Raw genomic sequence first — 22,901 nt, forward strand, 5'->3', positions numbered from 1 at the left:
ATTTAATCGTTCTGAAAAAACAGCGATAGAAACGCTTGATGTTCAATGTTTCCAAAATACTGAGTTAGATCAATACCTTTAAGAACATGATCAATTGCTTGTTTCTCAAAAGGAATTCCATGTAGTTTTGATTCAATTTCCGCAACTGAATTTTTTCCAAAAAAATCACCAAAGATGTGCGCTTCTTTAATGCGACCCTTTTCAACAAGAATACGTATATCAATTTCTCCTATTGGAAAACGGGCACTGTTTTGAAAATTAAACTTCGGTGCACGACCATAATTCCAATCCCATGTATCGTATTTTTCCTTTTTTAATTGATGCACTGCTTCCCATTCCTTGGTTGATAACTGATATTTCGTAAAAGCAGTATTCCCCGCGTACAAACCCTCTAGCAACCTTTTTCTAAATTCACTGATTTCTATACGTTCATCTAAAAACTCACAAATATTAGCAACACGACTACGCACTGATTTATGTCCTTTCGATTCTAATTTACTTTGCTTAACATTTAACGCATTAGTTACTTCACCTAAATCTGTGTCGTATAGCAAAGTTCCATGGCTTATCATTCTTTTTCCTGTCGAAAATTGTGCTGTTCCTGATATTTTTTTGTCTCCAATTAAAATATCATTCCGACCTTTAAGTTCTGCACTGATTCCCATCTCATCAAGAACCTTAATTACAGGCGCTGTAAACTTCTTAAAATTATGCAGTTTTTTTACATCATGATTCGTGATAAAGCTAAAGTTTAAGTTTCCAAAATCATGATAAACAGCACCACCACCACTTATACGGCGAACAACTTGAATATCATGTCTATCAATATACGCCTGATTCACCTCCTCTATCGTAATTTGATTTTTACCAATAATAATTGACGGTGCATTTATGTAAAACAATAAATAATCATTTTTAGGATCAAAATGTCGAGCGATATATTCCTCCAATGCCAAGTTTAACCTTGGGTCATTTATATTTTCGTTATCTACGTAAATCATTAATTGAGTATTTTATGAATAAAAGTAGTCATCTTGCCTGTAACAATCAAGTTTAATTAATGCAGAAGCAAAACAATTATTTGTTCTTAATAAAAGCGTTTAGGAATATAAACACCTTAAAACAAACGTTCATCTGAATTTTCCCATTTGTTAAATATTTGGTTTTTAAATACAAATGGCTTTATATTTACTTTAAACTAAAAAACCAACTATTATGAAACACGCATACATACCAACCGTTAAACGATTAGCTCTCGTGCTATAAACCGCCATTTTTATGAACAACAATGCAGGCTTTTCACAAGCCAATCCTGAATGGAAAACGCATGGAAACTCAAAAAATCATACGATTATGAAAAATACAAAAATCATAATCATCCTATTACTCTTCAGTTTTGGGTTTGTAGGATGTACAAAAATAGGAAAGAATGTAACCATTAAAGGCAGAGTAATTAGCCCATTAAACAATAAACCAATGGCAGAAAAGAAAATGTACTTATATAAAAACAATTTTAAAACTATAAAGAGAACCAATACAAACGAAAATGGAGAATTTGAGTTGAGTGCAGGGCGATTTGGATCTATATGGGCTGGAGTGAGTTATGATTATAAAGAATACTACAGTCTAGGCTTTGATTATAAAGGGAAATAATTACCCTGATGAAGATTGGGAAAATGTTGTAATTGGCTACAGCATGGGAGGGCAAAAAGCGAGATATGCTTTGATGAAATTAGAGAAAGAACACATGGAAAACGGTGGCATGCATCATCATACAAAGTTGTATATTCCTTTTGATTCACCACAGCATGGTGCAAATATTCCGCTTTTTACACAAGCCACATACAAGACCTTTAAAAATACCAATATAATTGCTGCGCTTGCGAATCTTAGTTTGGTTGATCCTGCCTCGCGCGACATGGGATTGTATAGTATATATAATAGCAATGAGCTGTCTAGTTCAGGCTTGTTCTCTAAAGACTTAATTCCACATCCTGATCAAGCCGCAGTCAACTATCAGAATGAACTTAAAAATAATTTTCAACATGCTTATACCCATTCTACAGATACTCGGAAGACATTTCCTTCTTTTTCTAGGAACATTGCTGTTTCAATGGGAAGTTACAAGGAGGATTATAATGCAAAGTGGGGTTTGCATCCAGGAAAAAAATTGTTTACTCAGCATGCGCCTAGTTCATTTTATGTTCCTGTTTTAGGATTTCAACCCGGTATGGTGAATAGGAAATTGTGGGCGTCTAAATACTCTAGTACTTCTCCTCAATCTAGTTTTAGTAGAAATGATTTTTATGTTTTTCTAGGCATACCAATTTACATCAGAAAATTGTATAATTTTCAAAAACATTACGAATGGGATATGGCACAAGGTGGTTATAAAACAATGTTCTACGATGGTTTAACAGGTGGAGCAGTAGCTATTTTGAGGTCCGGTGGAACAGTTCTGGGTAGCCAGCACTATAAAGATGAAATGAGTTTTATGCCTTTGGTTTCAGCTCTAGCAATTAACCCTGAGATTTGGAAAAATAATGACCTTTATTTTAATTTGCAGAATGAGGGGTTGATGTTTGATTCTTATTTAAATTTAGGCCTAAATATTAAATCAGACATCTTTGGTTATCCTCATTTAGCAAATCCAAATAATCATTTTGACATCACTCCTTTCGAAGCAGTTTATGCAGATGATTTTAACTGGGATCACATCGTTATGGGTAATACCTTAGAAGACCATTTAAGTGGCAATGACGATCAATATTATTACCATAATTTGCGTGATTTTTTAAATGATGAAGTGGAGGGGTATATTGTACCGCTTCAGAATAAAGTAATCGGTCAAAATCACGTTCAAAATTCAAGTTACGAGTATAAGGCTTGGTATAAATCAAGGGATCAAGTTATTATAGGGAATAACAATACTCCAAAAACAAATCCTGGAGATTACATCATTGAACAAACGGGGAACATTACCGTCTTTGGCGGGCAGTCTGTTTTAATCAAACCTGGCTTTCACTCCAAAGCGGGTAGTACTTTTCATGCATTTATAGATGGTCCAAGTGAATGTTATGGAGATTACGCTAAATCTGGTTCTTCTGACTCCTCTGACGATGACAATGAAAATACAACAAAAACCCATACGGAAAAACCAAGTATTAGTCAGGATTTACAAATTAAGTTGATTCCCAACCCCAACTCGGGTAATTTTACTTTTGAAGTCAACCAAGCAAACCCTAAAGGAGCTTTATACGTTTATGGATTAGAAGGTAAACTATATTATCAGCAAGCTGTCAACCAATACCAAACAAAACTTGACCTATCACTTAAATATGGATTGTACCTTGTCGTGTATAAAACAGGAACAGAAATAAAAACAACAAAATTAATAATTAACCAATGAAAAATTTAATTTTTATAACTCTTCTATTCTTCTTTGGAGTTTCATGTAAAAAGGAAACATCCGTAGTTATCCAAGCCAAAGATTACAACACCGGTGATGGAACAGCCTATGCTGGTCAAGAATACGCAGTTGCAGAATCATGGACACCTTTTCAAGAAACGAAATCTAAAATTGTAGCCACAGGGTTTTTAGATGCCAATGGCCAGGCTTCCTTTAATTTAAAAATGAAGAACAATCGCAAATATGTACTCGGTGTTAGTGAGCCTGACAATATTTGTTACGGTGGTCTTGTGCAGCATTATTTGGAACATGAAAAAAATAATTTGGTTGATTTTGAATATTTAGCTTGCGGTTATATAAATTTACCAAGGGTAAATACCAATTGCGAAGGGCCAAACGACAAGTTTAGATATAAATATTATTATACTGATGATAAAGATATATACATATATACAGGATATATCGACGCAAATTATAATTGGCAAGAAAATAAGTTCTTGGAAGGTTGCATTGACTATTCAAATGCAGTATCTTACAATAGTAGACCTGTAGGAAATTACACTATTGAATGGATGGTTGAAAGAACAAGCGGCACAACAACAGGAATTGATAACTTTACAATTACTGAAAATGATTCTTTGACTTACTTAATTGAATACTAAATGAAAAATTTAATTTTTATAAGTCTTCTATTCTTCTTTGGAGTTTCATGTAAAAAGGAAACATCCGTAGTTATCCAAGCCAAAGATTACAACACCGGTGATGGAACAGCCTATGCTGGTCAAGAATACGCAGTTGCAGAATCATGGACACCTTTTCAAGAAACGAAATCTAAAATTGTAGCCACAGGGTTTTTAGATGCCAATGGCCAGGCTTCCTTTAATTTAAAAATGAAGAACAATCGCAAATATGTACTCGGTGTTAGTGAACCTGATAATATTTGTTATGGCGGTCTAGTGCAGCATTATTTGGAACATGAGAAGAGTAATACGGTTGATTTTGATTTTCTAGCTTGTGGTTATGTAGATATTAAAAGCAATAATATTGATTGTCAAGGAGAAGAGGATGAATTTAGGTTTAGATTTTATTATTCTAGTAACCCCGATATATATATAAAGGATTTGGTACGCTTTCGGAGTGGTATAATCAAGCAATTTTTGGTTGCCAAGACTATTCAAATGCTGAACCTTTTTATAGAGATGTACCTTATGGTAGCTATACAATAGAATGGGAAGCGATCAGAACAAGTGGCACAACAACTGGTACAGAATACTTTTCAATTTTAGAAAATGACACAATCACTTATATTATAGAATACTAATGAAACATTTAATATATATCTTATTGATACTCTTTTTTGCAACCTCATGCAAGAAAAAGACAGCTGTCGTTATCCAAGCACAAGACATTACCCGTGACGGCGCGGCCTATGCAGGACAAGAATACGCTGTTGCGGAGTCATGGACACCTTTTCAAGAAACAAAATCTAAAATTGTAGCCACAGGATTTTTAGATGCCAATGGAAAAGCTTCGTTTAATTTAAAAATGAAGAATAATAGAAAATATGTCTTGGGAGTAAGTGAACCCGATAATATTTGCTATGGCGGTCTTGTGCAGCACTATTTAGATCATGAAAAAAATAATAATGTAATTTTTGAATATGCAGAATGTGCTTATATAAAACTTAAAATTGATAACGTGAATTGTCAAGGACTAAGCGATAAGTTTGTTCTCTATCGAAAGAATCAAATAGGCTCAATAGACGGTGATTTCGGTTGGCAGCATGATGGATGTGTCTATTGGGAATCAAACGGGTACTCAACTGTTCCAATGGGAGAGCAGTACTACCGCTGGGAAGTTACTCGTTCAGGTAATACATCGACATATTATGACACTATTTATTTACAAGAAGGAGAACAAAGGATGTACGAGATTAACTATTGAGAAATAAATCAACTCGATATTATAGTTTTTATGACTTCAGTAATGTTTCTTGTTTTATTGTTTCAATAGAGAAAATAAAGATGAAAAGCAATAACAGAATAATGCAAGAATCCATTCGATACGCACCTATTTTTATCATTGAGCAAACGGGGAATATTACCGTCTATGGAGGGAAATCTGTTTTGATCAAACCTGGCTTTCACTCCAAAGCGGGTAGTACTTTTCATGCATTTATAGATGGTTCAAGTAACTGTTATGGAGATTATGCTAAATCTGGTTCTTCTGATTCTTCCGACGATGACAATGAAAATACAACGAAAACACACACTGAAAAACCAAGTATAAGTAAGGTGTTACAAATCAAGTTGATTCCAAATCCCAATTCGGGTGATTTTACTTTTGAAATTAATCAAGAAAATCCTAATGGTAAATTATATATTTATGGATTAGACGGTAAATTATACTCTGAGCAAGTAGTTAACCAAACACAAACGCGTCTTGATATATCGCTGAGAAATGGCTTGTACCTTGTCGTTTATAAAACAGTAAAAGAAATGCAAACAACAAAATTAATAATACACTAATGAAAAATTTAATTTTTATAAGTCTCTTATTCTTTTTTGCAGCCTCATGCAAAAAAGAGACATCCGTAGTTATCCAAGCCAAAGATTACAACACCGGTGATGGAACAGCCTATGCTGGTCAAGAATACGCAGTTGCAGAATCATGGACACCTTTTCAAGAAACGAAATCTAAAATTGTAGCCACAGGGTTTTTAGATGCCAATGGCCAGGCTTCCTTTAATTTAAAAATGAAGAACAATCGCAAATATGTACTCGGTGTTAGTGAGCCTGACAATATTTGTTACGGTGGTCTTGTGCAGCATTATTTGGAACATGAAAAAAATAATATGGTTGATTTCGATTTTTTAACTTGTGGTAGCGCTATTGTGCCAACAAATAATATCAATTGTGATGGAGCAGGTGACAAAATGCAGTATAAATATTATTACACAGACAATCCTGACATATATATATATAGAGGTTTTGGAAATTATTCCGATTGGTCAGAAATTACGTTTGTTGAGGGCTGTGTTTCTTTTCCTGGTGGTTATAACCCCATACCAGTTGGCAACTACACATTTGAATGGCGAGTTTTAAGACAAAGCGGCACAACTACAGGTATCGATTACTTTACGGTTACAGAAAACGATACAACCACGTATATATTAGATTATTAATGAAAAATTAAATTTTTATAACTCTTCTTTTCTTCTTTGGAGTTTCATGTAAAAAGGAAACATCCTTTGTGCATGTCTCTCTAGTTGACGGAAGAAAGGAGAAAATTAAAATCATAGTTCCATGAAAAAAATAGCCACATACCTTACTTTAATCCTTTTTATCCTACTCTCTTGCGCAAAAGACGGTAAGCGTATATGCGTTGGAAGTAACATTTGTAACACATCTCTCATTCTTGAATTCACTCACCTTTAAAAGTGACCAATATCATGTTTTGAGGACAACTTTGTCTTTTTCTTTGTTCTCGTCAAAAAATCGATTAAAACAGAATAGAATGAAATATATAATAATAGGTGCTGTAGCCGGTGGAGCAAGTACAGCTGCACGTATAAGAAGATTAGATGAAACTGCAGAAATTATAATGATCGAAAAGGGCGATTATGTTTCTTATGCAAATTGTGGCTTGCCTTACTATATTGGAGATGTCATTCAGGATAGAAATAAGTTATTTATTCAAGATGCAGCTTCTTTTAAAAAGAGATTCAATATCGAGGTAAAAGTAAAAACTGAAGCAATTGAAATTCATCCAGCCGAAAAGAAAGTCTCACTTTTAGATTTAGACACACAACAAACCTACACCGAAAGTTATGATAAATTGGTGCTTTCAACTGGCGCTGTTCCCATTAAACCACCAATTCCGGGTATTCATTCAGAAAATGTTTTCACTTTAAGAAATGTACATGATACAGATTTAGTAAAGTCCGTAATTGAGCATAAAGAGGTGAAACACGCCACGGTTGTTGGCGGTGGATTCATCGGCATCGAAATGATGGAGAATTTAACTCATTTAGGAATAAAAACCCGATTGATTGAACGTGCACCTCAAGTGCTCACCTTTTTGGATGAAGATATGGCGCAAATGGCTAAATCTGAAATGGAAGCCAATGGAGTTACTGTAGATGTAAACAATGGATTATCTGCAATAATTAATAACGCTGATGGTTCTAAAACCATTCTACTTGAAAATGGAACAACCTTTAAAACCGATTTAGTCATTCTTTCCATAGGTGTTCAACCGAATCATTTCTTGGCCAAAGCTGCAGGATTAGAAATTGGAGAAAAAGGCGGTGTCTTAGTTGATGAGTTTATGCAAACCTCGAATACAGATATTTACGCAGTAGGCGATGTAATTGAATTTCATCATCCTGTTTGTAAAGCATCATATCCAATTTATTTAGCAGGACCAGCCAACAAACAAGGTCGAATTTGCGCAAATAATATCGTGAATGGAAATACGAAAAAATTCAAAGGTTCTGTAAGTACAACCATTGTAAAAGTATTTGGTAAAACAATTGGTGCGACGGGTTCAAATAGTCGAATGTTAACCCACCACAACATTAAACACATTACGTCCGTGACACATGGTTCCTCCAATGCTGGGTATTATCCAGGTGCCACACAAATGATAATCAAAATTGCTTTCAATCCAAAAACGGGTGTTTTGTTAGGTGCGCAAGTAATGGGAGACAAAGGTGTCGATAAACGCATCGATGTTTTCTCAATATACGTTCAAAACAAACAAATCGTTGAAGATTTAATGGAATTTGAACAAGCTTATGCACCACCATTTTCTTCAGCAAAAGACCCCGTAAACATGGCGGGTTTTGTAGCCAATAACATCATGGATAAGGTTATGCCGATTTTTAATCCCATAGATGCTTTACAAATAGGGGAGACAGAATATTTATTGGATGTTCGCACTCCAAAAGAATATGAGGAAGGCACAATTCCTAATGCATTGAATATTGAATTAGACGAATTAAGAAATCAGCTAGACCAGCTCCCAAAAAACCAAACAATTTACATATTCTGTCAAGTCGGATTAAGGGGATATCTGGCATCACGTATTTTAATGCAGAATGGATTCGATGTAAAAAACTTGTCTGGCGGATATAAATATTGGAAGAATACCTACGGATTAAAACTAGAAACTTTAGAAACTGCCTTATGATATTTTAGCGCAATAATAAATTTGAACCACCCTGTAGAGTTGTGATACATCTTTTAGGAAATTAAAAAAGTAAAATCCTTAAAAATATGTAGTTTTACCCCTATGGAAAAACAACGTATCGCAATCTTTGCATCAGGTGGAGGAAGTAATGCTTTAAAGTTATTAAATCATTTTGAGGAAATCGAAGATATTCAAATAGAATTGCTTCTTACCAATAATGAAAATGCTGGTATTCTTAATAAACTCAACGAACGTGTTCCACACATGGTTATCAATAATGAAGCAGCAAAAGACGGTTTGTTTTTGACTCAAACATTGCAAAGTCTGGGTATTGATTATATTGTTTTGGCTGGATATTTACGTAAAATTCCAATTGATTTAATTCGAGCATATCCTACCCAAATCATAAATATACATCCGGCCTTATTACCCAAATACGGTGGTAAGGGAATGTACGGTATGCATGTTCATGAAGCGGTTTATAAAAACAAAGAAACAAGCTCTGGTATTACCATTCATTTGGTAGATGAAATTTATGATAATGGACAAACTCTTGCGCAAATAACGACTCCGATCGAACAAGGTGATACCCCTTCAGAAATTCAGCAAAAGGTTTTAAAAATAGAACATCAATATTATGCCAAGGTAGTTGAAGAATACATTCGGTCTCAACATGATTCATAATGCATGAAAACGATTAACTTTTCTAATAATTTCATTCATGACATTACAAATCCGTATATTTGTAGACTTAAAGAAAAAAATATGTCAAACCAAGAGAAATTCAGCACGAATAAGGCTCCTAAACCTGTAGGATTATATCCACATGCAAGAAGAGCCGGAAACTTATTGTTTTTATCTGGAGTTGGACCTAGAACAGCAGGTTCAGACGATACCGATTCTCACGTTCCTGGATTAGAGTTAGATAAAAATGGTAATTTCAAAACATTTGATTTTGCAGCACAATGTCGACAAGTTTTTGACAATGTACGCGCTATTTTAGAGGAATCAGGTTCAAGCTGGGATCAATTGATTGATGTTCAGGTTTTCTTGGTAAATATGAAGCGTGATTTTCATACATACAACAAGATTTATGCAGAGTACTTTAAAGAAAATCAACCGTGCAGAACCACTGTTGAAATCTCTTCACTACCGACACCTATTGCGATTGAATTAAAATGTATTGCCACTATTGATTAAATAAAGTTATGATTGGATTTATTATTAGAGTTATTATTGCACTTGCTGCACTATTTTTTAATGTTTGGTTGTTTTACATTGGCTCTTGGGGCTGGGGAATTACAATGATTTTACCTTTAGCACTCATTTGGTTGAGTTTTTGGCGTAATGAAAATGTAATTATCGCGCTATACCAAATGCGTTTAGGGAAACAAGAAAAAGCATGGAAAGCGCTAAACCGTATAAAATCCCCGAAATTTTTACCCAAAAAGCAACATGCCTACGTGCTTTATCTAAAAGGAATGTTGGGTTTGCAACAAGACATAGGTTTTGCTCAGTGTGAACAACTAATCCGAAAAGGATTAAGCATGGGACTGAGAACAAAACAAGACCAAGCGGTAGCTAAAATGCAATTGGCTGGAATATGTATGCAAACTGGCCGTAAAAACGAAGCCAAAATGCTCTTAGCTGAAGCTAAAAAGTTGGATAAAAACAACATGTTGAAGGATCAAATCAGCACCATGAATAAACAAATGGGAATGGTCGCTTCACGTAATCAAATGCGCATGGCTCAAATGCATAAAGGAAGAAAGAAAATGCCCAGAAAAAGATAATTTATGGCTGAAGAGCTCAATATTCACAAAGGTTCTAAAGAAGAAAAATACACGCTATTGCATCAGCAATTAGAATCCTTATGTGCTAATGAACCAAATAGTGTAGCCAACTTAGCGAATATGGCTGCAGCTATTAAACAAACTTTCAATTTTTATTGGGTAGGATTTTATTGCGTTGAAAAGGAAAGCAACGAACTAGTTTTAGGTCCCTTTCAAGGTCCAATTGCTTGCACAAGAATAAAAAAGGGAAAAGGTGTTTGTGGGCAATCTTGGGCAGAAAAGAAAACACTTGTTGTAGCCAACGTTGATGAGTTTCCAGGACATATCGCATGTAGTAGCTTTTCAAAATCAGAAATCGTAGTTCCGCTCATAAAAGACGGAGCAGTTATAGGTGTACTAGATGTTGATGATGACAAATTAAGCGCTTTTGATGAGGTAGATGAAAAACACTTAAACAAAATTTGTGCATGGCTCGTTTCTATCTTATAAGTATCGCTTTTGTATTACTTTCTTCATGTGGACAAGTAGGAACAATTACGGGTGGTGATAAAGATAATGCTGCACCCAAGATTTTAGTTGATGAAGTTCAACCCCCAATAGGAAGTATTAATACCGCTCCCAAAAAAATAACAATACCTTTTGATGAATATATTGAGTTTAACCAACCTTCGGATAACATTAAAGTTACACCCGCAGATGTTCAACTTGATTATTCAATAAAGGGCAAATCGGTTGTTTTAGATGTGAAAGAAGGTTCCTGGAAACCCAATACTACTTATACGATTTACCTAAATAGGGCTGTTAAAGACATTACAGAATATAATGATTCTATTATTGCTTATGTTTTTTCAACAGGAAACTATCTAGATTCCCTAAAAACAGCTATCCAAGTAATGGATGCTTACACAGGAAAACCAGCAAAGAAAGTAACTGTTGGGTTATATAATTCTGTTCTTGTAAATGATACTTCTGCTATTGAACCACGATACTATGCTGCAACAAACGAAGAAGGAATTGCTTTTTTTCAAAATATAAAGGATAGTGTATTTTATGCGTATGCTTTTGAAGATGACAATATCAACAATCGACTTGATGCAACAGAAAAAAGAGCGTATTTAGCTGATCCTGTCCAACTCGACACTTCTTTTGAAGTCGGTCCTATAATTAGGTTAATGCCTCACCAAGAAAATGAAATAAAGGTAAATAATAGCGAAGTAATTCCCGCTGTTAATTGGTGTATTGGATTTAATCGCCCCATTAATCAAAATGAAAAATTTAACTTTTTAGACCCTCAACCCAAATATGTACAATGGAACAAAAAACGTGATTCATTAACAGCATTTTATAAAACAAAAGAAAATTCGGTAGACTTTAAAGGTGTTTTAATAAAGAAAAACAACAGTGACACGCTTACAAAAAAACACTTCTTCAAAGAAGAACGAACGCTAAAGGTGAAGAACAACCTCAACAACAAAGTTTTGTCACCAAACGATACGTTAAAACTGATGTTTAATGAACCTATCCATAAAATGGATAGAAATGCTATTCAATCTTTTGCTTATAAAACAAATGATTCCACCAAAAGTGAGATACCGCTTCAAATTGATAGTCTTTCGGTAAATACTTTATCTATAAAATTTAACAAAAAAGATATTGAAAAAGTAGAAATAACGCTTCTGCCACAATCAATTGAAGGAATAAATAATACTTTATCAGATAGTCTTAAGATTGACTTTACACTACAATCTAAAAAAGAAACAGGTAGCTTAATTGTTGCTTTTGATACCCTTCCAAAATATGGTATTCTTTATCTTACCAAAGACAAAAAAGTGGTAAGAAAAGCAGTTTTTAATGGTATAGATAAAACCGAACATCAATTTAACTTTTTACAACCAGGTAGGTACGGCTATCATTATTTAATCGATACAGATAAAAATGGTGTTTGGAGTACTGGCTCTATATTTGAAAATATTGATGCTGAAAAGATAATATGGTTTTCTGAAAAATCTCAAGTTCGGGCCAATTGGGAAGTCAAAAAAAGCTTAACATTAGCTCAACCCAAGAAAAAAATTATTGATATTGAGACTAAATAAGCTTTGAATTCGTGTTTTATTCTAGTAACTTGCTTACGCGTTTAAATACTACATTAACTGCTTATGAGATTTTTAACAATCAAAATCGTAATTTTGCTTTGTACTTTATGTACATCTTATTCAGCAGTTGCACAAAACACTACTAGTAATTCAAACCAAGGCCTTATAAAAGCGGCAAGCCTAGCGTCCTATAGTCAGGTACTTAAAAAATTACATGTTTTTGATTCTTTAGCGAACAAAGATAGTATTGACTATTATGTCGAAAAAGGAAATGAGCTATGTCAATTGATTAACACTTCTGAATTAAAGGATACGACTATCCATGAACTCCAAAAGGCAAAATTAGGTGCGGAAATTTATCAATTTATTGGTAAGCATTCTTTAAAAATAAAAAATATTCCAGCCAGTATTATTAATTTTTCTCACGCCTACGAACTTTTCGATTTATCAAATATGAAAAAGGCAGCAGGTAAATGTGCCACAGAAATTGGATGGATTTACTTTAATTCTGGAAACAGAGTAGATGCTTTAAAGCACTTTCACAAATCTGTAAAACATGCTAAACAAGTTAATGATTCAATTGGACTCATAGATGCATACACTAATATTTCGAAAGTTTATTGGGAACAAGGAGATTATAATCGAACACAGAAAAATTTATCTAAGGCTCTTTCGGTTGCTAAAAACATTCAACGCATTGATTTAGAAAGTAAGATATTAATTGCTATCGCTGGTTTAAAAAAGGAGCTCGGGGATTTAAAAAGTGCTCAATCGATATATGAAGAGATTTTATCTTTTACAAAATCTACCAATGACACATTGTTAATGTCACGTTCGTTAAATAATTTAGGGTCGATTTATTTCGAAAAAGGAAATCATAAAGTTGCTAAAAGTTTTTATGATCGCGCATATAACTTACTTGAGTTTTCAGATTGTAGCTTCTGTATTGCTTTTGTAATTAAAAATTTAAGTCAATACCATTACACATTAAATAACATTGACAAAGCAACAGAACTCGCAAAACAAACCTTATTAATCGGAAATCAAACAGAAAACGAAACCCTAATTCCGAATGCTTTAAATTTATTAATTGCGATTTATAAAGAAAAGGAGCAATGGAAAGTTGCTTTTAAATATCAAAAACAATTGTTGGATTTAAATTTAAAAAGTAAGAAAGAAAATCTACAACAAATATCACAGCATGAAACAATTCGTTTACAACTCGAAAAGGACAAGTATTTAACAAAGAAAAATGAAATAGAACAAGGCTTAAAAAAGGAAAAAGAAAAACAAAGGGAATATATCCTCTATATCTTGATTGGATCAATTGTCGTATTGCTAATTGCAGCCTTATTGATTTTTTATTTTCGATTAAAAAGTTCAAGAGAAAAAAACGCATATATCACCAAGCAAAGTGAAGAAAGGAAATTACTATTACAAGAAGTTCATCACCGGGTTAAAAACAACTTTCAGCTTGTTTCCAGCATGTTGCGGTTGCAATCTTACAACTTCGATGATGAAGTTTTAAGAATTAACTTTGAAGAAGCGGTGAACAGAATCAATGCGATGGCTATTGTACATGATGTAATTTATAGACAAGAAAAGTTTTCAAATATAAATGGAAAAGTTTACCTTGAAAAATTAATAAAAACACTTCAAATAACAGGAAATCAAACTGTTAAATATGAGGTGAATTCTGAAGAAATACCTTTTAAAATAGAAACTTTAATTAATCTGGGTATTGTGATCAATGAAATGATTACCAACTCTAATAAACATGCCTTTAATCAGCAAAATCAAACCCCTTGTATATCTATTTCATTAAAAGAAACAAAAACTAACACATACGAATTGATTTATAAAGATAATGGTTCAGGAATAAAAGAAAGGAATTTCTCTTCTGGATTCGGAATGGAATTAATTGAAACAATAATCGATAACTTTGATGGAAATGTTGAAATTATTGAAGATGTTAAGTGGAATACCGCAATAAAAATTACGTTTCAAGAAAATTAAATGCATGAACCGAGCCTGCGAGCTCAACGACTAAAGGAGTTAATAATCCGGGTTAAATAACTTTTAATGCTTATCGGGTTCATTACTAATTATTCAACTGGCTTTTTTCAATTAAATAATTCTCACTTTTAAAGTCAAAAAACTTGATCAAGACAAAATCTTTACCTTTGTTCACCATGAAAATCGATAAATTTGTTTTTGCCATCATAATCAGTATTATTTTGGCGTATTTTTTTCCGCAATTGGGCGTAAAAGAAAATGCTATTGCTTTAGATCGCATTGCTAGTATAGGTATTTCATTAATTTTCTTTTTTTATGGATTAAAATTGTCTACAGAAGCGATAAAAAGTGGTTTAAAAAATTGGAGGCTTCATATTGTGGTGCAAACGAGTACATTTATTTTATTTCCTTTAACAGTACTTGCGTTTTATCCTTTAGTGAAAAATACCAACCAAGAAACATTATGGCTTTCCTTACTCTTCTTAGCGGCACTTCCTTCTACTGTTTCTTCATCTGTCGTTATGGTTTCTTTAGCAAAAGGTAATATTCCAGCTGCCATTTTTAATGCCAGTATATCCGGAATCATTGGCATTTTAGTTACCCCAATGTGGATGACTTCATTCATACAAGAAACAAGTGCGAATTATAACTTTTCAGCAATATATTTGCAACTTATTACTGAAATACTCTTGCCTCTCATATTGGGTTTATTACTTCGAAAACACCTTGGCGAATTGGCCAGAAAATACAGCAGAAAATTAACCTTATTCGATAAGTCAATTATCCTGCTCATCATCTATAAAAGCTTTGTGCAATCCTTTGAAGAGAAAGTATTCAGTAGTTTAAATATTTTAAACTTACTGTTGATGGTACTGCTCGTTATCGCACTCTTCTTCTTTGTATTTTGGTTGACTGGTTGGATTGCAAAGCGTTTACACTTTAACCGTGAAGACAAAATTACTGCTCAATTTTGTGGAACAAAAAAATCATTGGTACATGGAACCGTCTTTTCTGATGCTTTATTTGGACAAACAAATATTATGGGACTCATGTTATTGCCTTTAATGATTTTTCATGCTTTTCAGATATTAATTATTAGCATAATTGCTACTAAAAAAGGAACGGAAGAAGCAAAGAGTTGAAGCATTTAAAAACTCAAAACTATTGGGCTAAATATTTTACAGAACAGTAAATACTAATCAAAACTATAAACGCGTTTTCGATGGAGTTTTATAAACTTTAACCCGGATTATTAACTTCGTTGAGCTCGCAAGCTCGGTTCATGAGATTATTTTGTATTTTAGATGAGATTCGTGATTTGATGATAATAGTACTCTATATCAACAAATTACAATTGAAATATAAAATCAAAAGAATCCAAACATTAAGGACAGATACCCAAATTTGGGGTAGTTTTATACGATACAAAACCAGGTTAGTTATTTTAAAATCAGACAATTAGTTATTGAAAATAAGAAATGTGCTGAATAATATGGGTTAAACACGCAACATGCATAAAGGTGTTAACGCTATCCATTTATTCAATAATAAGTAAAAAATATTATCTTTATTCTTCTATGAAAGAAACAGAGTTCATTCAACAAAATAAACGCAAATGGAATACGTACGAAAAACGCTTATCTTCTACTTCAACCGAGCCTGAAGAGATTCATGAGTTGTATACAGAGCTTAATAATGATCTTAGTTTTGCGCAAACATTTTATGAAAAAAGAACCGTCCGTGCCTATTTGAATTATCTCACCCAAAGTATTCACCGGAAATTTTACAAACAAAAAAAAGAACCTTTTTCTGCAATTTGGAAAGCGTGGACTATAGATTTGCCTTTGGAAATCTATCGCGCCCGAAAAAATTTATTATTTGCACTGGTATTATTTATTATCTATTTTTTAATCGGCGCATTTTCAACACATCAAGATATAGATTTCGCAAAGATGGTTTTAGGTAATGGATATGTAAACTTAACAGAAGAAAATATAGCCAATGGAAATCCCATGGGGATATATGGCGACACATCTCAAGGTATTATGTTTGTTCAAATTACCATCAATAACATACAAGTAGCACTGATGTGTTTTTTTGGAGGATTACTTTTTTCATTAGGAACACACGTAATTTTATTCAAAAATGCAGTAATGGTTGGTGTTTTCCAGTACTTCTTTAAACTAAAAGGGTTACTACTTACCTCTTTTTTAACCATTTGGATACACGGTGCTTTTGAAATTTCAGCAATAATTATTGCCTCAGGCGCTGGGTTTACCTTAGGACACGGACTTCTATTTCCAGGAAGCTATACACGGCTACAAGCGCTACAAATGAGTGGAATGAGAGGAATTCGCATCATGCTTTCTCTGATTCCTATTTTCGTAATAGCAGGTTTTCTAGAAAGTTACGTAACACGTAATTACCAAGCACTTCCAAATTGGTCTAAATGGATGATTGTGCTTCTCTCCTTCGGAATGATTTTTTTTTATTACGTTATTTATCCCATTCTAGTAGCCAGAAAACATCCTGAAAAAGTTGATGCCAAGCCATCCGTAAATGCTTTTGAGACAATTCCTTTTACTCCTCATAAAACAAGAAACAACATCACTATATTTAGAGAAACATTTCAATTATATCGTGTGAAATTTATTGTATTTTGGAAAGCAATTTTACGCACTGTGGTTCCACTTTCATTGCTAATAATGAGTGTTCAATTAGTGATACATTACGCAGATTTAACAACGTTTTATACTACAGATTGGTCAGCACAACTTTCAATTTTGTTTGGAAATCCCTACAAAGAAATGTATAATGGAAGCTCAGACTTTATCATTTCTATTATTTGGTTAGTACCCTTAGCTTTCCTTGCGTTATCGGTGTATTATGCTTTGCTAAATGATAAAAATGAATTTGTTTTACAAGATTTTAAGATGTTTGTTAAAAAGCGGTTTTTTAAAATGTGTTTAGCACTTATGCCCATTTATTTTGCGCTGATTTTTTTACCACACTTTGTATTAATGATCTTACTTTTTGTCTTTCCGTTTCTACTTCTATCTATTGCTAGTGTTGGAGTTTCTGAAGATGTATCACTTAAAAAAGGTCGACAATATGGAACAAAAAAATGGAGTACTGTATTTATACTTTCCTTTATCCTATTAATTGTTACTTTCTTTTTTGCTCAACCTTTTGCATTTATTGTCTCTGTAGAGGCCGACTTACTAGACTGGCTAATTGATTTTTTACTCCCAATTTTTGCTGAATTTACCGAAGAACCACTTGTTTTTGGAAACCTGATAAGACAATTGATATACATCACTTTTTTATTATTTATAATACCGCTTTTTTTATTGCTTATGGTTTAATTTTCTTTTCTGTTGAAGAAGAGCAAGAAGCATTTGCATTAAAAAAAGCACTTAAACGTTTTGGTAAACGCAGTAGAATTAAAGAAACCGCTGTTGATTTTGACGCCTAGCTTATTAAAATATCAATTCTTTGTGGCAGTATTTGTATTGCTATTTCATGCTGCATATGCACAAGAAAAAGATGTTTATGAACAACGTTGGGAAGAAATAAGTAAGGATATTGAATACAAGCGTTCCTCTCGCCCTGTTGGTCCGCAGAATAAAGATATTTACCCTCAAGCTTTAAGACAAGAAGACGGTGTTGTTGTAAACACTCCACCAAGAAGCGATGAAGAAATTGAATATTCACGTGAAAAAACAGTAGAAAATGGTAAAAGCGATGGAGTACAAAAGCACATAAAGGATGCAGACAGTGAATACTTCGATGATTTTACACTTCCTGAACAGCAACCTAAACAAGTTTCAAAAAAATGGAATGGTAATCAACTTGGTAATGGCACGTTGTTTAAGGTCATATTTATTCTCGTAGCTGTACTACTTATCGCTTTTCTTATCTACCATTTCTTTTTTAAAAACAAAAATAAATCAGTAGAAAAAATCAATACGAATTACAACATTCACGAAGACATTCATCCTGAAAAATTAGCGCAAACATCTTTAGAAAAAGATTTGAATCAAGCAATAGCACAACAAGAATATCGTGTTGCAGTGCGCATTTATTACATTTTGCTTCTCAAAGCACTCATACAGCTCAGATACATTGAATGGAAGAAAAATAAAACAAACATTCACTATGCCATGGAAATGCAGAAAACAGATGCTTTTTCTCGTTTTCAAAAAGCTTTACAAATTTACGAATGGTGTTGGTATGGTAAAAATGAACCCGACCAAGTAACATTTGAAGGTTTCTCATCCTTTTTTAATCATTTTTTAAACCACTTGAAAGATGAAAAATAAACGAGGAATTTATCTTATTGTAACCGTCATATTAGCAGCAGTTTTGCTGGTTGTTCTGCTCAACTATTCAGGTACGTCTGTTCAAGATAATACGCAAGAACCCACGATTAAATCCGCAAATTGGAATGTCAACTTTTCTCTTAACAATAAAGATCCGTATGGTTTATACGCTTTTAAAGAATTAAGCATTGCTTCTGATCAATTCTCTTCTTTTAATGCATATACAGACTACAATTTGCTCGATTCTATTCTTGATATTGACTCTTCTTTAATCATGTATATCGGAACAGAGTTTTTATTAACGCAAAAGGAGATAGAAGCTGTTTTAAATAGCGTTGGATACGGAAATGATTTGTTTCTATCTGTAGATAAGCTACCTCAACATTTAATTGATCAGCTTTTTAAAGAAAACCCACTGACGTATAAAACCGAGATAAAAGCACCGTTGAACTGCAACAACCAAGCATTTGACATGTACTATTTTTATGAAAATGATACATTATCGAACTTCTGGAAATTGTTTCAAACCAAGCAATTAGATACCACAACAAAAGTATGGAGTTCGCTGTTTAAGCAGCCAAATTATATTGAAATTCCTTATGGATTGGGAAGTATATTTCTTCACCTTAACCCAATTATTTTTACTAATGTTCAAGTTTTAAGAAAAGAAGGAAAGTCTTATTTAAAAGAGGTATTAAAACCATTAAAAAAACCTCATATACAATGGCTTACGTTTGCTCAGAAAGAACTATATCCAAAAAACAACAATAAGCACAAAGAAGATGGAAGTTTACTACAAGTCTTGTTTAAAAACCCTGCTTTTCGTTGGGCATTTATTTTGGCGCTTTTCGGTTTTCTGCTCTTTTTACTCTTCCGAAGTAAACGACGAAGACCTATTATTCCTGCCGTATTCAATAATAAAAACACAGGATATAGCTATGTAGATACCCTGGCGGGAATTTATTATAATAAAAATAAAGCAGAGAAAATACGCACCATTATGCGCCGCAATATATATAATGCTATTTATGCACACTTTTATATTGATTTAACTAAAAATAATGATCAAAAATCGCGACTTGCACTTGCTAAGAAAACACAAATTCCTTTAGATGAAATAGAACAACTCCTCAGCTACTTGGAAAGTGAGAAAGAGATTAATGATGAATATTTAGTTAAACTAAATCAACTTCAACGTAAGTTTTACTTTCAATCAGGAATTTGGAAAGAGGAAGCCGATAAAATATCGCAATCAACAGATTTTCTTGTTTATTTTGAGAAAAACAGATCAATAGCAATTGTATTTTTAGGCGTACTGTTTATTGTGTTAGGTTTCACATTGCTTACATTTTCAATTGGAGCTGGTGTTTTACTATGGCCAATAGGCGTTTTAACCATTTATGCAGGAACACAAATGCTCAATGTTCCGGTAATTAAAGTTTCAGCAAAGCAAATTGAAGTCAATTTGTTGTTTAAAAAGAAGTTAATTTTTAATGTTTCTTTAATTCAAGATATAGCGGTAAAAAATCACAACCTCATCATTAAACGCAAAAACAAAAGCACAATAAAAATAAATAGTTCATTTTTAGATACTGATCAAAAGACAATAATTACGCACATAAAAAGAGAAATAAAAAACAAGTAGCCATGGAAGAAAACGAAAAATACATGCCCAAAGATGATGAGCATTCAAAAACTGAAAATAAAAATTTAAGTCCTGATGATAAAGAAAAGCCTACACATGAAAAATCTTTTGAGCACGAAAATCCAGAATTGATATGGCTGTCTTCAAAGGTTGCAGAAATTCGATCAACAATGCGTAAATTTATAATTGGACAAGAATCTATTGTAGATTTACTAATGACGGGCATCTTTTCTGCAGGACACATCTTATTAGAAGGTGTTCCTGGTGTAGCAAAAACCCTTTCTGCTAAGGTACTTTCTAAGTCTATCGCTACTGAGTTTTCTAGAATACAGTTTACACCAGATTTAATGCCTTCAGATGTAATAGGAACATCGGTTTTTAATATGGAATCCTCCGAGTTTATATTTAAAAAAGGACCCGTTTTTTCCAATATGATTTTAATAGACGAAATCAATCGTGCGCCAGCAAAAACACAAGCCGCTTTATTTGAAGTAATGGAAGAACGTCAAATTACTTATGATGGGAAATTGTATAAAATGGATTTTCCTTTTATTGTTATTGCTACACAAAACCCTATAGAACAAGAAGGAACGTATGCTTTACCTGAAGCACAATTAGATCGGTTTTTATTTAAAATAACTTTAGAATATCCTGCACTTAATGAAGAAGTTGAAATCTTAAAGCGTTACAGAAACAATATCACCTCTCCAGACTTGTCTCAAATTGAAGCTGCTATTTCAAATGCAGATTTACATAAAATACAAGAAATAATAAAAAATGTAGTAATCGCTGATGAACTAATAGATTATATCGCAGCTATCGTAGATCAAACCCGAAATCATGGTAAAATATATTTGGGGGCTTCTCCTCGTGCTTCACTTTCAATTTTAAAGAGTACAAAAGCCACGGCAGGAATTCGCGGTAGGAATTTCGTAACACCCGACGATATTCAGTTTGTTGCTCCCTATGTTTTAAATCACCGTATAATTTTAACACCTGAAGCAGAAATGGAAGGCACATCAACCATGGATGTTATTGCAGAAATTATAAAAGAAATTGAAGTGCCGAGGTAATAATGATAAAAGCTATATACATATCGTACCGTTTTTTTGTGGTTTTTGGTATTGCCGTTATTTTTTTGATAACAGGTTATTATTGGATGCCATTTTTTTATTTCGGACAGTTTTTATTTATTGTACTGTTTCTATTTCTGTTCTTGGACGTCATTTTACTTTTTAATCAGAGTACGCCTATTTCTGTTAAAAGAAATATTCCTAATCGCTTAAATCTAGGAGATGAAACTAAAATTCAAATAACTATTAAAAACACCTCACAATTAAGTTATTCTTTAATGCTTATTGATGAACCACCTATTGAAATGCAAGCCAGAAGTTTAACCTTTCAAAATTCGCTTAAAGCAAATAAAGAAAAAAGCTTTACTTATACTTTTACACCTTCAAAAAGAGGAGTTTATGAATGGAAAAATATACATGTTTTTCTTGCTACGCTTATTGGGTTAGTAGAAAGAAGAATTATTGTTGAAGCAAATGAAAAAATCACTGTTTATCCATCAATTAAACAAATGAATGATTTCGAATTTTATATTTTTAATCATCAGAGTCAACAACGGGGAATAAAAAAATTCGTCGTTTGGGACATCATAATGAATTTGAACAGATTAAAAATTATGTTCAAGGTGATGATATTAGAACTATTAATTGGAAAGCAACCTCTCGGCAATCTCAGTTAATGGTTAATCAATATCAAGAACAACGTTCTCAATCTGTATATGCTATCATTGATAAGTCACGTGCAATGGAGCATCAATTCGAGGGATTAACTTTATTTGATCATGCAATAAACAGCACGTTGGTTTTTTCAAATATAGCCCTAAAGAAAGGCGATAAAATTGGTTTAGTTACTTTCTCACACAAACTAGGAACACAATTAGCGCCCAATCCAGGAAAGCGTCAACTTCAACGTATTTTAGATGCACTTTATACGCAAAAAACTGAGTTTAAGGAAGCCAATTATTCTTTACTTTACCAAGCGCTAAGAAGAAATGTTCCTTTTCGTTCTTTGTTAATGTTATATACCAATTTTGAAACGGAATTGGCAATGCACCGTGCACTTCCAATGCTAAAAAGTCTTAATAAAAAGCATGTTTTAGTGGTGGTCTTCTTTAAAAATACTGATTTACATGAGGAGCTAACAAAAAATCCAGATACAACACGAGATATTTATGTTTCTACTTTGGCTGAAGATGTCATTAATACTAAAAAACGAATTGCTAAAGAATTAAAAAGACAGGGTATTCATACTGTTTTAACAGCACCCAATAAATTGAATATTGATACGCTGAATAAGTATTTGGAATTAAAATCGAAGGGGTTGGTGTAATGAAAAACATTACATTTGTTGAAAAGTCAT

General features: G+C 33.1%; 22 protein-coding genes. 21 read left to right on the forward strand and 1 reads right to left on the reverse strand.

What is annotated here, in order from left to right:
• Positions 1-2 precede the first annotated feature (2 nt).
• Positions 3-1,001 carry a lipoate--protein ligase gene (locus tag CW751_RS01595; protein ID WP_101333203.1) on the reverse strand — a complete coding sequence of 333 codons (999 nt, stop codon included), beginning with the start codon at positions 999-1,001 and terminating at the stop codon, positions 3-5.
• 277 nt (positions 1,002-1,278) lie between these two features.
• Between CW751_RS01595 and CW751_RS01600 the strand changes: the two genes are divergently transcribed.
• From CW751_RS01600 to CW751_RS01700, 21 genes are all read left to right on the forward strand, one after another.
• Positions 1,279-1,653, forward strand: coding sequence for a hypothetical protein (locus tag CW751_RS01600; protein ID WP_101333204.1), 375 nt, complete (start codon positions 1,279-1,281; stop codon positions 1,651-1,653).
• Positions 1,634-3,409 (forward strand): T9SS type A sorting domain-containing protein, encoded by a 1,776-nt coding sequence (locus tag CW751_RS01605; RefSeq protein ID WP_101333205.1) that lies wholly within the window; start codon positions 1,634-1,636, stop codon positions 3,407-3,409. Before CW751_RS01600 ends, CW751_RS01605 begins: the two co-directional genes overlap by 20 nt.
• The gene (locus tag CW751_RS01610; RefSeq protein WP_101333206.1) at positions 3,406-4,071 is read left to right on the forward strand and encodes a hypothetical protein; all 666 of its coding nucleotides are present in this window, start codon (positions 3,406-3,408) and stop codon (positions 4,069-4,071) included. The genes CW751_RS01605 and CW751_RS01610 overlap by 4 nt, the downstream gene beginning before the upstream one ends.
• Positions 4,072-4,635 carry a hypothetical protein gene (locus tag CW751_RS01615; RefSeq protein WP_101333207.1) on the forward strand — a complete coding sequence of 188 codons (564 nt, stop codon included), beginning with the start codon at positions 4,072-4,074 and terminating at the stop codon, positions 4,633-4,635.
• A gap of 94 nt (positions 4,636-4,729) precedes the next feature.
• Positions 4,730-5,353, forward strand: a complete 624-nt coding sequence (locus CW751_RS01620; protein WP_101333208.1) for a hypothetical protein — start codon at positions 4,730-4,732, stop codon at positions 5,351-5,353.
• Between the two features lie 80 nt (positions 5,354-5,433).
• Positions 5,434-5,937 (forward strand): T9SS type A sorting domain-containing protein, encoded by a 504-nt coding sequence (locus tag CW751_RS01625; protein ID WP_101333209.1) that lies wholly within the window; start codon positions 5,434-5,436, stop codon positions 5,935-5,937.
• Complete coding sequence (locus CW751_RS01630; RefSeq protein WP_101333210.1) at positions 5,937-6,593, forward strand: hypothetical protein; 657 nt, start codon at positions 5,937-5,939, stop codon at positions 6,591-6,593. The genes CW751_RS01625 and CW751_RS01630 overlap by 1 nt, the downstream gene beginning before the upstream one ends.
• Positions 6,594-6,925: 332 nt before the next feature.
• Positions 6,926-8,602, forward strand: a complete 1,677-nt coding sequence (locus CW751_RS01635) for an FAD-dependent oxidoreductase (protein WP_101333211.1) — start codon at positions 6,926-6,928, stop codon at positions 8,600-8,602.
• Between the two features lie 102 nt (positions 8,603-8,704).
• Entirely contained in the window at positions 8,705-9,286 is a 582-nt protein-coding gene (gene purN, locus CW751_RS01640; protein WP_101333212.1) for a phosphoribosylglycinamide formyltransferase, read from the forward strand.
• A gap of 3 nt (positions 9,287-9,289) precedes the next feature.
• Entirely contained in the window at positions 9,290-9,802 is a 513-nt protein-coding gene (locus CW751_RS01645) for a RidA family protein (protein ID WP_240612512.1), read from the forward strand.
• 8 nt (positions 9,803-9,810) lie between these two features.
• Positions 9,811-10,395, forward strand: coding sequence for a DUF2892 domain-containing protein (locus tag CW751_RS01650; protein ID WP_205677765.1), 585 nt, complete (start codon positions 9,811-9,813; stop codon positions 10,393-10,395).
• Between the two features lie 3 nt (positions 10,396-10,398).
• A complete protein-coding gene (locus tag CW751_RS01655) occupies positions 10,399-10,884 on the forward strand; it encodes a GAF domain-containing protein (RefSeq protein ID WP_101333214.1) in 486 nt (161 codons plus the stop codon).
• Positions 10,863-12,488: an Ig-like domain-containing protein gene (locus CW751_RS01660; protein WP_101333215.1), complete on the forward strand. Its 1,626-nt coding sequence runs from the start codon at positions 10,863-10,865 to the stop codon at positions 12,486-12,488. The genes CW751_RS01655 and CW751_RS01660 overlap by 22 nt, the downstream gene beginning before the upstream one ends.
• A gap of 63 nt (positions 12,489-12,551) precedes the next feature.
• Positions 12,552-14,504, forward strand: a complete 1,953-nt coding sequence (locus CW751_RS01665) for a tetratricopeptide repeat-containing sensor histidine kinase (RefSeq protein ID WP_101333216.1) — start codon at positions 12,552-12,554, stop codon at positions 14,502-14,504.
• Positions 14,505-14,680: 176 nt separating this feature from the next.
• Entirely contained in the window at positions 14,681-15,646 is a 966-nt protein-coding gene (locus CW751_RS01670; protein WP_101333217.1) for a bile acid:sodium symporter family protein, read from the forward strand.
• Between the two features lie 435 nt (positions 15,647-16,081).
• A complete protein-coding gene (locus tag CW751_RS01675) occupies positions 16,082-17,869 on the forward strand; it encodes a stage II sporulation protein M (RefSeq protein WP_101333218.1) in 1,788 nt (595 codons plus the stop codon).
• A gap of 132 nt (positions 17,870-18,001) precedes the next feature.
• Entirely contained in the window at positions 18,002-18,826 is an 825-nt protein-coding gene (locus tag CW751_RS01680; protein ID WP_133122096.1) for a hypothetical protein, read from the forward strand.
• Entirely contained in the window at positions 18,816-20,471 is a 1,656-nt protein-coding gene (locus CW751_RS01685; RefSeq protein WP_101333220.1) for a hypothetical protein, read from the forward strand. The genes CW751_RS01680 and CW751_RS01685 overlap by 11 nt, the downstream gene beginning before the upstream one ends.
• Positions 20,472-20,473: 2 nt before the next feature.
• Entirely contained in the window at positions 20,474-21,544 is a 1,071-nt protein-coding gene (locus tag CW751_RS01690) for an AAA family ATPase (RefSeq protein ID WP_101333221.1), read from the forward strand.
• A 2-nt stretch (positions 21,545-21,546) separates the two neighbouring features.
• Positions 21,547-22,221, forward strand: coding sequence for a DUF58 domain-containing protein (locus tag CW751_RS01695; protein ID WP_101333222.1), 675 nt, complete (start codon positions 21,547-21,549; stop codon positions 22,219-22,221).
• Positions 22,122-22,871: a DUF58 domain-containing protein gene (locus tag CW751_RS01700; protein ID WP_165779188.1), complete on the forward strand. Its 750-nt coding sequence runs from the start codon at positions 22,122-22,124 to the stop codon at positions 22,869-22,871. The genes CW751_RS01695 and CW751_RS01700 overlap by 100 nt, the downstream gene beginning before the upstream one ends.
• The last annotated feature ends 30 nt before the right edge of the window (positions 22,872-22,901 follow it).

Origin of the sequence: Brumimicrobium salinarum (assembly GCF_002844555.1) — a bacterium.
In the GTDB taxonomy this organism is placed as follows: domain Bacteria; phylum Bacteroidota; class Bacteroidia; order Flavobacteriales_D; family Crocinitomicaceae; genus Brumimicrobium; species Brumimicrobium salinarum.